The organism is Sedimentibacter sp. LTW-03, from assembly GCF_052059825.1.
Lineage (GTDB): Bacteria > Bacillota > Clostridia > Tissierellales > Sedimentibacteraceae > Sedimentibacter.
Window position 1 is genome coordinate 3,042,186 of record NZ_CP197180.1, and the last position, 12,501, is coordinate 3,054,686.

Here is a 12,501-nt window from a genome sequence, read left to right on the forward strand (position 1 = left end):
AGTAAAATGGTTAGATTTTTTAGTGGCGGAGATTATTTAATAAAGATCTGTGTAGGTTTTAATGCAAGGTAAAATTCCACAAAAAGTAACAGATGAACTGGTGTCAAATAAAATTATTGACTCAGAGAACAGTGAGCTTTATACATACGGATTGCAGCAGGGAGCATTGATGCTTCTGAATATTTTAACCCTTCGAGCAGCATAAATTTGAATTTTTAAATTATAGAATTGAGGAGGCAATAATGAGCGAAAAAAATAAATTAATTATATCAAAAGTAATTATTGTTTTTTTAGTTTTAATATATCTTATTTCTGTATACCAGTTACATAAAGCTGAGCCTATTAAACATATTCATGGCACTTATCAGAGTGTAGATGCACCTGAAGTGTATACTTTTACATTTAGTTCTTATGATGGAACATATTTAATTAATTATGTTTATGAAACACTTGAAGAGGGAACATTTGAAAAGTATGGTTACAACACATATATTTGCAAAGATAAATCTGGGAAAAAATCGCTTTTAACACTACTTCACGATGGTTTCTTTTACTATGATTGTAAAAATGATAGAATTGTAAAAGCGATAAAGAAATCAGATGTACCAACTGTTATTTTCATAGATGAAAATACAAGGCGATGAGGCGATTAAAACATATTGAGATAATATAGCGTTTATATTTGGTTTATTATTGTTTGAAAAAATTACTAGAGCATAATAATTATATAAGAGGTGTAACATGAATAATAGAAATAAATTTAAATTATTAGTGGCTGTATTAATAATCTTAACACCTATAATTTGCGATAACATAGTGTTTCTAAGAGATAATCATATGGAAATGAAGTATATATATGTTTCCCTTGTAGTATCTAGTATCATTGGACTAGGATATATATATAACTTATTAGATAAGTAGTATTTTAAAACATAAATGCAAATATTAGCAGGAAAGAGCTTCACAATATGGGTTGTTACACTAATTTCTTAGTATAACAACCCTCTTGTATTTTTTATGAAAAAATTCTTTCTACATCCAACACCCCGGCGCCTTGCTCGTATGAAGAGGCTTTGATTCTTGAGCAAGCGTTGAGGAGCTTTCTTTTAATGTCGAAGTGAGTGTAATTTGGATTTTCGTTTAATAAAAGTGCTGCAGCTCCAGATACCATGGGAGCTGACATGGATGTTCCGCTTAAATTTGTAAAGACTTTTATCATTGTTTGAAAAGCATTACTAGAGTATAATTAATTATACAAAAAGTAGGCAGGTGAATTAAGTGTTTCAAATTGGAATATGTGATGATGAGTCTATTATTTGTTCTGAAATTGAAAATATCATATTAAATTACAGCAAATTAATTTCGGAAAAAATTGAAGTTGATGTTTTTTATTCTGGTGAAGAACTATATAATTATTTAAAAAATGATAATTATTTTGATATGATTTTTTTGGATATTGAATTAAAAAAGCTAAACGGAATTGAACTGGGAAAAATAATTCGTAATGAAATGAAAAATGAAATTACACAGATAGTATATATATCTTCAAAAGAAAATTATGCCATGGAACTATTTGAAGTTAGACCGCTTAATTTTTTAATAAAGCCTATTGATGATGCAAAAGTCATTGAAATGATGAACAAAGTCATGGAGCTTTTAAACAAGCTTGATTTTTATTTTAAATATAAGCAAGGACATAATTTTTTCAGAAAAGAAATCAAAGATATAATCTACTTCGAAAGCGACAACCGTCAGGTCAAAATGGTAACAACAACTGATGAAATTAAATTTTACGGCACCTTGTCAGAAATACATTTGCAGTTAGAGCCGCATAAATTTTTCTTTATTCATAAGTCATACCTTGTCAACTATTATCATGTGGCAGAGTCTTATTATGATAGGCTTGTTATGACCAATTCACAAATCTTGCCAATCAGCCAGTCAAAAAGATCAGAGGTGCGGAAATTGCAACTAAAGTATGAAAGGGATGAAATATAGGTGAATATCAGTGATTATGATTTTTTTTATATTACTACCAATATATTTGATGTATACATAATTTATAAATTTATGTCTGCCTTTTTTGACAGAAGGGATGTAAATAGGCAGGTTGAAATTATTTCATATGCACTTTATCTCTTTGTCTTTTCTTTAGTTCATTTATTTTTTAATATTCCTCTTGTAACTTTATTAGCTAATGTTGTTATGCTATTTTTGATTTCCTTTAATTATGAGACAGATTTAAAAAAAAGAATTCTAGCCATATCACTTATTTACATAATTTTAATTTCAATTGAAAGCATCGTTGCCTTAATATTTGGCTTTTTAGATTTTTCAGTATTTAGTAAAAATGATAAATTTTCTTCTGTAGCAGGCATAGTAATTGTAAAAATATTATTATATATTGCAGCACTTTTTATAAATAATTATAAAAACATAAAAAATAAGACAGTTATTCCATACAGCTATTGGTTTGCTATATTTTTCATACCCCTTACGTCATTATTTATAATCTTGATTATAATAGAAATGGCATCAGATAATGCTTTTAAAGTTATTTCTGTTATAGTCAGCTTGTTATTTGTTAATTTTTTCGTTTTTTATTTATACGATAAACTAAACGAACAACAAGAGGAAAAATATGAAAAGTTGCGATTATTACAACAAAATAATTATTATCAGAAGCAATTCGAGCTTATAAAAACATCATTAAAATCAACCAGATCATTTAAACATGATATGAAAAATCATTTGACCGTATTAAAGCTGCTTGTGGGAAAAAATGAACATAACAAAGCGTTGAAACACATTGAACAAATGACAGATGCAATTATTACAGAAAAGGAGTATGCACAATCAGGCAATATAATAATTGACAGTATTCTCAATTTTAAGCTTCAAGAAGCTAAGCAGCATGGAATATCTGTTTCATTAGAATTAAATATACCAGAACAATTAAGTATTACATCCTTTGATATGTCAGTAATACTGGGAAACTTATTAGATAATGCAATTAATGCTTGTTCAAAATTAGAAAAAGAAAAAATACTGGATGTAAAAATTAAGTATAAAAAGAGCAGATTGATAATCAAGATATCAAACACCTATAACGGAGATTTAAATTATAATGGAGATAAATTGATTACCTCTAACGAAGATAAAGAAAATCACGGTATGGGTATTAAAAATACAAAATTTGCTTTGGATAAATATAACGGTGAGATGGAAATTGAACATACAGAAGATGTTTTTACTGTAATATTGCTTATGTATTTGAATGATAAGTCAAAATAAACACAAAAATCTTAAGTTTCTACAAAAACATATATAGATTTCAACATGTTCCCGCACAAATAGTTTTTTTATGCTAGTATTAAAACACCAAAAGCAAAAAAAGCGAAAAGGAGGGGGATACCTTGAGGAAATTGGTTTTAAAATTTGGAAGCGTAATTGCAAGCTTTGCACTGATGATAACAGCGCTAAATGTAAATAGTACATGTTATTTTCTGATTCATCAGCCTAAGCTTCCAAAGGGTGCCGAAAAACTGCGTAGGTTTTGATGCAAGGTAAAATTCTACAAAAAGTAACAGATGAACTGGTGTCAAATAAAATTATTGACTCAGAGGACAGTGAGCTTTATACATACGGATTGCAGCAGGGAGCATTGATGCTTATAAATATTTTAACAATACTACTTGTTGGAAGAATGTTTGGTATGCTGTGGCAGAGCGTGGTTTTTATGGTAACATACATACCTCTCAGGACGTATGCGGGAGGATATCACGCAAGAACACAATGGGGGTGCTACATCAGTTCTGTAGTGTTAATCGTTGCGGTGCTTTTGGGAATAAGGTTTATACCATGGACAAACTTTATTATAATAGCGATTTCCATAATTTCAGGACTGATTATATATATTCTCTCACCCGTGGAGGATAGTAACAAGCCATTGGATACCACAGAGGTAAAGGCGTATGGCAAGAAGGCAAGAATGATTTTGGGGTTTGAATTTGGTGTGTTGATTTTGTTAATGTTTATAGGAGTGAATAATATTGTTGTGTGTATATCAGTTTCTTTAATAATGGCCAGTTTTATGGTAATATTAGGAGAAATAAAGAATTTAAAAAGGTGTTATATTTAAAAATGAAATTAATGGGAGGTTTATTATGAATAAAATTATGAAAAACCTAAGTAGGATATTAACATTGTCTTTAGTATTTGTGTTTACAATTCAATCGTATGCTTTGGGAATGCAAAATTCAGTTCTTATTGATAGTGTTCAAGTTAAGACATTAAAAAGCGAAGTCGGTGATGGATATTTTTATGAAAAAGGAATTGCTATTTTGCCTAACCAATCTGATTATCAAGAAATAGGTTATGAAGAAGAAAAGATTGGTGATATAACAACGTTGAAATTAACATATGGTGATGTCTTAGAAGAAGCTGTTTATAGTGATAATAGTGATATATTTACTGTTTCAATAAATGGAGTTAAAGAGACATTTAATAAAAATGATTATTTAATTAAAATTGACCCTAACAACATATCAAGAAGCTCCAGTGGAGATCCTAGCGACTATGGGATTAATGTTGGAACAAATTATTCAGCTAAGGAATTGATGAGAACGAATTTTACATTTAATTATGAGACTAAAATAGCGAGATTACTAGAAGATTATTCATGGGAGAAAGATTCATTTACTATTTTTGATTTTCCAGCAGGTACATATATTTCAGTTATAGCTACAACTTTAGCGTTAACTGTAGCAACTATTATAGCGGCTATTGCTTCACTAGTTACTGTTGTTAATAATGTTCAAATTGTGAAAGAAGCTATTACAGGTGAAGCCTTTCAAATTAAACAATACTGGAATAAATATGGTAAGATATATACTGAAAGCCCTACGTATTACCACTCAGGTAGAACTTTAAGAATAAAATGTTTAAACATAGAAAATACAGATTCATATTCAACACAAGTTTTACAAGACAGTTCAAGTGGTGATTTTTACAATAACACTGGTATTATGCAAAGCATAATTAATGCATATATAGCTGTTAATTCTTAAGGTTTGGATTCCCAGGGACTATTTATATAGCTCTCTGGGAGTTATATTGATTCTATATAAGGATATTATGGAGATTGATAATGAAAAAAACAAATGCTGATAGTATTATAGAATATTTATTAAGTATTATAGTTTTATTATATATTGAATATATTATAGGTATAGAAATAGTGAGAATATACAATATAAAGAGAATTGTACTCATGTCTTTTTTTATAATGGTTGTATTAATAATTCTTATAACATTCTATATTATAAGAACAGCAAAATTCAGTGAATTTAGTATAAAAAGGTTGAAAAATTTAAATGTGTTTTTTTTTAGAGTATCAATATTGATTTCATTGTGTTTTCCCCTAGCCATATTTTTAATTTATGGCATTGAAAATATGAATAATTCTGTAGTATTTCTTTTTTTAAGCATATTTATAACCGTCAACATAATTGTCTTGCGCATATATTATATATCAACAATAAATAAAAATACCTTTCATTATTGCTCTATTTTTTATTGTTTATTATATCTATTTTTAGCTATTATTTCTTTTTATTTAGTAAATTCCATATAATCATTCTATATGTAGTCTGTTGACAATCCAAATTCAGTGAATTTAGTATAAAAAGGTTGAAATTTAAATGTGTTTTTTTTAGAGTATCAAGAAGACGCAGGGACGTTTCGTTTGTCTTTTTTGATTGTAGTTTCAATATAAAAAATTCAGGGTTGGTTCCAGAATATACTTTGCAAGAGATATTATTGAAAAAACGGAGAATTCTATTATGAAAAAAATTACTAGATATGGTTCGGTGTCATCATACAAAAATTTAGCAAGTTATTTTAAAGAAATGGCTGGCAAGGGTTATATGATTAGTTTTATATACGCTGGCTATTATTCTTTTGACAAAATTAATCCGGTAGAACTTGATTTTGAGATCATTATATTTAATGAATTTGATTTATCGATTTATGGAAATAGAGAAAAATATATTAAAGATATGATGAAAAAAGATTGGAAGTATGTGTTAAAAAACGATAAAATGATTGTGTTTTATAAAAAATCTACTGATGATATATGCAATTGTGACAACGATAGACAACAATATGAAATGGTAAAAAGTGTTTGGAATAGAAATAAACTTAAAAAATTTTTGAAGGAAACGGGTATCATCCCGTCCCCTTGCATTCATTTAAAAAATTCTGCTTATATCCAACACTCCGGCACCTTGTTCGTATGAAGAGGCTTTGATTCTTGAGCAAGCGTTGAGGAGCTTTCTTTTAATGTCAAAGTGAGTGTAGTTTGGATTTTCGTTTAATAAAAGTGCTGCAGCTCCAGATACCATGGGAGCTGACATGGATGTTCCGCTTAAATTTGTATATCCTTTTAAGTTTGTATTGGAGAGGGACATTATATTAACGCCTGGGGCAATTAAATCAGGCTTTTTAATCCTGTCAAATGTTGGGCCTCTGCTTGAAAATTCTGCGATAACATCATCATTTAGTTCCGGGGTCCGCTTATCATCCAGCGCTCCTACAGAAATAACATGCCTGCTGGTAGCGGGTGACAATATTGTATTTCTTAATGGACCGCTGTTTCCTACAGCAGCTACTACAATGAAGTTATTCTCGATTGCTCTGTTTGCCGCTTTAACCAGAGGATCTCTTTTTTCCCTTGATTGAGCTATTGCGCCCAATGAAAAATTAATAATTCTTGTTTTATAAACCTCCTTATTGTCTATAATCCATTGAACGGTGGATAAAATATCCGATGTGTTTCCATTTCCGTTTTCATCAAGAACCTTAATTGACAATATATTTGCTTCTGGTGCTATACCCTTGTATTTTCCTTTTGATGCATATCCGCTTCCTGCCAAAATTCCTGCGCAATGAGTTCCGTGCCCGTTGTCATCGTACATTCTTGATTCGTTGTTTACAAAGTCTTTAAATCCGGCTATCCTGCTATTAGGATATATTAAATCCATATGCGGAGAGATTCCGGTGTCAATAATTGCTACTGTAACATCTTTTCCTGTATAGCCGGTGTCTGAAATAAAATCTGCACCTATCGCATCTCTTGCTACATCCATAACTGCAAATACTTTTGAATCATAACTGATGAATTCCACATCAGGGTCGTTTGTCAGCTTTAGTATAGAATTTATGCTCATTTCACAGGCGCAGCCGTTAATAATAGGAAGTTCACGATTTAGCTTATTAGATAAAGAGGAAAGCTCGCCCTCTTTTATTTTCCTGTCAGTCTTATATGTCACAATGACAGGTATAATATTATTATTGCTTGAATAAATCTGTCCTCTTATAGTGGGACAAAGCTTGCTGTAATCTATATTATATCTCATAATATTCACCTACCTAAATTAATTTATGCTTTTAATTAAAGATGGTGTTCATTTTTGAAAAACATGGTATAATATTTTAAATGGCAGACTTGAGGGAAAAATATGAAATACAGGCTTTTTTCACTGCCATTTTTACCGGAATAAGATTTTTTTGGCTATAAAGTATTAAAAAACTATAAGTTCTAATAATAAGCGTAACAGGAGGTAAGTATGTCTAATATATTAGTAGTAGATGATGAAAGACCGATAGCGGAAATAATAAAGTACAATCTTCAAAAGGAAGGCTTTACGGTACAGACTGCATATGACGGAGAAGAAGCAATAAAGATGGTTCGTAAAATTAACCCTGAATTAATAATTCTGGATATAATGCTGCCGAAGAAAAATGGATTTGAGGTTCTTAGGGAAATAAGGATGGAATATATGATGCCTGTTATAATGCTTACTGCTAAGGAAGAAGAAAATGATAAAATAACAGGACTGGAGCTGGGGGCGGACGATTATATTACAAAACCTTTCAGCAATAAGGAACTGATTGCCAGAGTAAGGGCAAATCTGCGAAGAGTTAAGCTGTCAAGCACCAATGAAGAAATGAAAGCAAAAATAATAAATGTAGGTAATTTAACTATTGATATGAATACCTATGAGGTTAGCAGGGACAATGATATAATTGACCTGACAAATAGGGAATTTGACCTTCTTAAATATTTGTTTTTAAATTCAGACAGGGTTTTTAACAGAGAACATCTTTTAAAAGAAGTTTGGGGATATGAGTTCGGCGATTTAAGGACAGTTGATGTAACGGTAAGAAGATTGAGAGAAAAGATAGAAACTGAAAATGATAAATATATAATTACAAAAAGAGGAACGGGATATTATTTTAAGAGCAGATAGAAATTTTGAGGCTTAGTATGCTTTTTTGAGGCTTTACTATCTCAGAGAAATTTTTACGGTGATGATAATACTGCGATATCCTGCGGGGAGAATTTATGTTTAAAAGTATTAAATGGAAATTCATTTTAATTTATTTTTTGCTTGTATTCCTTTCTATGTCCATAGTAGGAATTTATATTGTCCATCAGCTGGAGGACATTCAGATGGAAATGAGCAGAAAAAATATGGAAAAAAGAATACAATCCATTATATATTCGTCAGAAGTGCTAAAGACAAAAGAATGGAGCGAAAATGTCGATGAAATTCAAGAGAATTTCCGAAGCATTCAAATAGGTTATAATGAAAACCTGTATGTTATTTTAAATGATGAACAAAAAACAATAATAGCCGGAAGTGTCGAAGATATAATAGGACAAAGCGCATTTAATACGACATCTATAAACAATTATATTTTTGTTAAATCATTAACCGGAACTGCTCAATATACTGTACCGCCCAACCAGTACGAAGAGGTTGAAGGAGATACAGAAACCCCAATTTTCTATCACATGTCATATCCCGTTAAAATGGACGGAAATATTAAAGGATACATTTATATTACCAATAATATTGAATATATTTATGATACGGTTAAAAAGTCGATGGAAATTATGACACAGGCAACCATAATAGCCCTGACAATTACTATATTTCTGGGTCTTGTTCTGTCATCAAGCATTACAGGTCCTATCAAGGAGCTTACATTTAAGGCAAAACAAATGTCTCAGGGAGACTTTGATCAGAAGGTAAATGTCAAGTCAAACGATGAAATAGGCCAGCTTGGTTCAATGTTTAATTTCCTTATTGATGAATTGAAAAATTCAATATCAAGTTTGCAGCAGGAAAAAAGTAAAATGGAAACCACATTTAAGTACATGGCAGACGGGGTGCTTACGGTGGATATTAACGGCAATATAATTCATGCCAATCCTGTTGCTAAAAAAATTCTGCTGCTGTCAGAGACTGAAGAAAAATATGACGATGTTGTTAAGAATATAAAAGAAGATATGGTTTTATCGAATTTAAAGGATAAAAATTACCATGGCACCGAAATTTTGGAGAAAGGCAGAGAAACATATAATGTAGATTATGCGCCGTTTATGAATAACCAAAATGAAATCGGTGGTGTCATAATAGTCTTTAAGGATATTACAGAGCAATATAAAATCGACAAGCTTCAGAGAGAATTTGTTGCAAATGTGTCTCATGAGTTGAAAACACCTATCACAACGATTAAAAGCTATGCGGAAACCTTGCTTGACGGAGCGCTGGAAGAAAAGCAAATTGCAGAAGATTTCTTGAATGTAATAAACTCTGAAAGCGACCGTATGTCAAGACTGGTTAGTGATTTGCTTAGACTATCCAGAATGGATTACGAGCAGACAAAATGGAAAAAAGAAAAAATTAACGTTGGAGAAATGCTTGGTCAGGTTGCTAAGAAGTTGCATATTCAAGCAAAGAACAAGAATATTAAAATGCATCTTGGAAACATTCAAGATGATATATTTGTATTGTTTGACAGGGACGGATTTGAACAGATATTGCTTAACATTGCAGGTAATGCAGTTAAATATACACCTGAAAAGGGCAATGTATGGATAGATGCTTTCAGAGACAGCAATAAAATAAATATATCTATAAAGGATGATGGAATCGGAATCCCTAAGGAAGATCAGTTAAGGGTTTTTGAAAGATTTTACCGTGTTGACAAGGCGAGGTCAAGGGAGCTTGGCGGAACAGGACTTGGGCTGTCTATAGCTAAACAGATTGCTGAAGCGCACAACAGTAAATTAACAGTTAACAGTGAAGCTAAAAAGGGAACTGAAATCATAATAACAATTCCTGAGCACAGTTAAGAGGTATTCATGAAACAGGAAAGAATTAAAAATATAATATTAATTTCAATGGTCCTGGTATGTGTTTATCTTAGCAGCAATGTGTGGTTGAAATTGCCTGACTTTATCAAATATAAGGGAGAAACGGGAGAGGATACCAAACAGGAGGAAATTGCGGCTGCTGATATATGGGATGTAGTGAGGCCAATTAAAAATGTAATTAAATACAAGGATAATTATACTATAACGTATTCTGATGAGCAGGACATATGGGGAAAATCAGTATACGTTATAAATGATGCGTTTAATAATTTTAATGCTTCGTCGATCAATGAATCTGCAGCGTTTCCGTCTCAATATCTGAAGTTTGATTTTAGTACAAATATTCCTGTTGAAATATTTTTAGGCCAAATGAAGATTGAAAACAAGGATATTCAATTTAGAATTAAAAACATTAAGAACATAATCATAGATTTAGAAAATACAAATGCAATTTATATCTATAATGGAGAGAATACGGTCAAAATTGAAAGCAGCAACATTAATACAGGTGAAATATCAAATATTGTAAAGCAATTTGATTTTGAAAATAAAACTGACTATGCATTTGAGCAAAAAATAAATGGTGAAACAATTCAGGTTCCCATACCCTTGGAAACTACAGCTCAAACTCCTGTTTTTGTTCAGTCAGAGCTGGATGTGTTTGATACTGATACGATAAATCAAATCGCTAAAAACTATTTTAAGGGAAGATACGATTATGTAAGAAAGTCAGTAGAGGTAAGCGGCAATACTGTATTTATGTACAGAACTGAAAAAGTTTTAAAGATAAATTCTGAAGGACTGTTGGATTTTTACGATACTACAGAGGAACTGGAGAATTCTTCTGATGTATATGACAGTTTTATCAGAGCTGTAGAGTTTACCAATGAATTTCTGGGTTTTCCAAAGGATGGCTATTTAAGTGGTGTTGAAAATATTGAATATGAGGGGAATTATGGGTTCAGGTATATTTTTTCATACAAGATATTGGAACGGCCGATACTTTTCAGCAGAGTCAGGGAGAATTCCGCGTTGCAAATCGATGTTATTGGTGACAGTGTAATTTCATATAAGAGATTCATAAGGGATATTGATGAGTTTCAAATGAATGAAAAAATTGAAACTCCCATTCCAGCAGTGGATGTTATTGTCAGCAATCTTGAAGAAGAATCAGACCCTAGGAACCCTGAGGATATACCAGAGCTTAAGCCGCTAAAGAGAGACATGATAAAAAATATAAGCAATATATATCTGGGATACTTTGATATTTCAAGAGTATCAAAAGATCAGGCGCTGAGAGTAGTATGGGTTATAGAGGTAGGGGACAAAAGCTATATATTTAATGCCATAACAGGCAAGCTAATAGAAGAATGGCAGTAAAGGCGGTTGAAATATGGATTGGAATAAAGCAAATACAGTATTAATTGCAGCATTTATAGTTTTAAATATTTTTTTATTAAGCCCTTCCTTTAGTGATGTTTATTCTGAAGAATACAATGTTAATACAGATTTGGAATTTATTGAAAATGTTGAAAGCATTTTGAGCGAAAGAAATGTTTATGTTAAATGTGAGCTGCCTGATGAAATATATGTATTGCCAACACTGGGAACAGAATATGAGATTTTGTATGTTAGCGATGAACTGTTGACTCGCTTTTTGGGGCCGGGAATGCAGGCTGTTGAAGATGTTACCAGTTACAAAAATGACGCAGGTGAGATACTTGAGATAAATGACGGCAAGAAACTTAACTATGTTGTGAGAGATAAAATTGACGGCGTAATCAGCTATGAAGAGACCATAGATAAAAAAATCAATACATTTATAGAAAATAAAAAAATAAATGCAGAAGGATATTCAGAAAGCTTCAGGTATATCAGCCAGGATTATTCAATAGTTGTTTATACAAAAAAATATAATGAATTCAGTCTAGATAATTCATATATGCGTTTTTATTTTGATAAAGAAGGAATTTATAGATTTGAAATGCAAAATATCGAGACTGCAAAAGAAACAGCTGAAAAAATACGTGTTTTTTCAGCCGCAGAAACATTGCCGAGACTTTTATCCTTTAATGATGTCAGTGATAAGGAAATCATGGAAATAAAAATGACATATTATAGTGCGGAAGATGAGAATTGGCAGTTGATATCAGGAATAAATTCATATCCTGTGTGGAAAGTTATTTTTAACGACGGAACTTACAAGCACTTATCAGGCATCAATACTTATGATATTGATTGACTTAAATATTGAAAATTTATCAATTATATTA

14 protein-coding genes are annotated in these 12,501 nt (G+C 31.1%); 12 read left to right on the plus strand and 2 right to left on the minus strand.

Translation table 11 applies throughout. The features are described 5' to 3' along the window. Positions 1-61: 61 nt before the first annotated feature. A complete protein-coding gene (locus ACS3UD_RS14820; protein ID WP_308138872.1) occupies positions 62-205 on the plus strand; it encodes a hypothetical protein in 144 nt (47 codons plus the stop codon). Between the two features lie 37 nt (positions 206-242). Then, positions 243-644 (plus strand): hypothetical protein, encoded by a 402-nt coding sequence (locus tag ACS3UD_RS14825; RefSeq protein ID WP_308138871.1) that lies wholly within the window; start codon positions 243-245, stop codon positions 642-644. Positions 645-1,015: 371 nt separating this feature from the next. Here the strand turns inward: ACS3UD_RS14825 and ACS3UD_RS14830 are convergent, their stop codons facing one another. Beyond that, positions 1,016-1,219, minus strand: a complete 204-nt coding sequence (locus ACS3UD_RS14830; RefSeq protein ID WP_308138870.1) for a S8 family serine peptidase — start codon at positions 1,217-1,219, stop codon at positions 1,016-1,018. Positions 1,220-1,278: 59 nt separating this feature from the next. On the opposite strand from ACS3UD_RS14830, the gene ACS3UD_RS14835 reads away from it, so the two are divergent. The 6 genes from ACS3UD_RS14835 to ACS3UD_RS14860 all read left to right on the plus strand — a co-directional run bounded on the left by ACS3UD_RS14835 (position 1,279) and on the right by ACS3UD_RS14860 (position 6,299). Continuing rightward, complete coding sequence (locus tag ACS3UD_RS14835) at positions 1,279-1,998, plus strand: LytR/AlgR family response regulator transcription factor (protein ID WP_308138869.1); 720 nt, start codon at positions 1,279-1,281, stop codon at positions 1,996-1,998. Then, the gene (locus ACS3UD_RS14840; protein ID WP_308138868.1) at positions 1,999-3,294 is read left to right on the plus strand and encodes a sensor histidine kinase; all 1,296 of its coding nucleotides are present in this window, start codon (positions 1,999-2,001) and stop codon (positions 3,292-3,294) included. Between the two features lie 122 nt (positions 3,295-3,416). Continuing rightward, positions 3,417-3,560 (plus strand): cyclic lactone autoinducer peptide, encoded by a 144-nt coding sequence (locus ACS3UD_RS14845; protein ID WP_308138867.1) that lies wholly within the window; start codon positions 3,417-3,419, stop codon positions 3,558-3,560. Then, positions 3,560-4,141 carry an accessory gene regulator ArgB-like protein gene (locus ACS3UD_RS14850; RefSeq protein ID WP_308138866.1) on the plus strand — a complete coding sequence of 194 codons (582 nt, stop codon included), beginning with the start codon at positions 3,560-3,562 and terminating at the stop codon, positions 4,139-4,141. The genes ACS3UD_RS14845 and ACS3UD_RS14850 overlap by 1 nt, the downstream gene beginning before the upstream one ends. Positions 4,142-4,166: 25 nt before the next feature. Then, positions 4,167-5,069: a hypothetical protein gene (locus ACS3UD_RS14855; RefSeq protein WP_308138865.1), complete on the plus strand. Its 903-nt coding sequence runs from the start codon at positions 4,167-4,169 to the stop codon at positions 5,067-5,069. A 774-nt stretch (positions 5,070-5,843) separates the two neighbouring features. Next, on the plus strand, positions 5,844-6,299 hold the full coding sequence (locus ACS3UD_RS14860) for a DUF2812 domain-containing protein (protein WP_308138864.1): 456 nt from the start codon (positions 5,844-5,846) through the stop codon (positions 6,297-6,299). Here ACS3UD_RS14860 and ACS3UD_RS14865 read toward each other — a convergent pair. Then, positions 6,252-7,418, minus strand: coding sequence for a S8 family peptidase (locus ACS3UD_RS14865; RefSeq protein ID WP_308138863.1), 1,167 nt, complete (start codon positions 7,416-7,418; stop codon positions 6,252-6,254). The genes ACS3UD_RS14860 and ACS3UD_RS14865 overlap by 48 nt on opposite strands. Positions 7,419-7,628: 210 nt before the next feature. Between ACS3UD_RS14865 and ACS3UD_RS14870 the strand changes: the two genes are divergently transcribed. From ACS3UD_RS14870 to yycI, 4 genes are all read left to right on the plus strand, one after another. Then, complete coding sequence (locus ACS3UD_RS14870; RefSeq protein ID WP_308138862.1) at positions 7,629-8,312, plus strand: response regulator; 684 nt, start codon at positions 7,629-7,631, stop codon at positions 8,310-8,312. Between the two features lie 95 nt (positions 8,313-8,407). Next, positions 8,408-10,207: a HAMP domain-containing sensor histidine kinase gene (locus ACS3UD_RS14875; protein WP_308138861.1), complete on the plus strand. Its 1,800-nt coding sequence runs from the start codon at positions 8,408-8,410 to the stop codon at positions 10,205-10,207. A gap of 9 nt (positions 10,208-10,216) precedes the next feature. Continuing rightward, positions 10,217-11,608, plus strand: coding sequence for a hypothetical protein (locus ACS3UD_RS14880; RefSeq protein WP_308138860.1), 1,392 nt, complete (start codon positions 10,217-10,219; stop codon positions 11,606-11,608). A gap of 13 nt (positions 11,609-11,621) precedes the next feature. Then, positions 11,622-12,470 (plus strand): two-component system regulatory protein YycI, encoded by an 849-nt coding sequence (gene yycI / locus ACS3UD_RS14885; RefSeq protein ID WP_308138859.1) that lies wholly within the window; start codon positions 11,622-11,624, stop codon positions 12,468-12,470. Positions 12,471-12,501 lie beyond the last annotated feature (31 nt).

Bases quoted from the DNA above. Each gene is read 5' to 3' on its own strand.
- ACS3UD_RS14820 (WP_308138872.1), top strand. From the start codon at position 62: ATGCAAGGTAAAATTCCACAAAAAGTAACAGATGAACTGGTGTCAAAT.
- ACS3UD_RS14825 (WP_308138871.1), top strand. From the start codon at position 243: ATGAGCGAAAAAAATAAATTAATTATATCAAAAGTAATTATTGTTTTT.
- ACS3UD_RS14830 (WP_308138870.1), bottom strand. From the start codon at position 1,219: ATGATAAAAGTCTTTACAAATTTAAGCGGAACATCCATGTCAGCTCCC.
- ACS3UD_RS14850 (WP_308138866.1), top strand. From the start codon at position 3,560: ATGCAAGGTAAAATTCTACAAAAAGTAACAGATGAACTGGTGTCAAAT.
- ACS3UD_RS14855 (WP_308138865.1), top strand. From the start codon at position 4,167: ATGAATAAAATTATGAAAAACCTAAGTAGGATATTAACATTGTCTTTA.
- ACS3UD_RS14860 (WP_308138864.1), top strand. From the start codon at position 5,844: ATGAAAAAAATTACTAGATATGGTTCGGTGTCATCATACAAAAATTTA.
- ACS3UD_RS14865 (WP_308138863.1), bottom strand. From the start codon at position 7,418: ATGAGATATAATATAGATTACAGCAAGCTTTGTCCCACTATAAGAGGA.
- ACS3UD_RS14870 (WP_308138862.1), top strand. From the start codon at position 7,629: ATGTCTAATATATTAGTAGTAGATGATGAAAGACCGATAGCGGAAATA.
- ACS3UD_RS14875 (WP_308138861.1), top strand. From the start codon at position 8,408: ATGTTTAAAAGTATTAAATGGAAATTCATTTTAATTTATTTTTTGCTT.
- ACS3UD_RS14880 (WP_308138860.1), top strand. From the start codon at position 10,217: ATGAAACAGGAAAGAATTAAAAATATAATATTAATTTCAATGGTCCTG.
- yycI (WP_308138859.1), top strand. From the start codon at position 11,622: ATGGATTGGAATAAAGCAAATACAGTATTAATTGCAGCATTTATAGTT.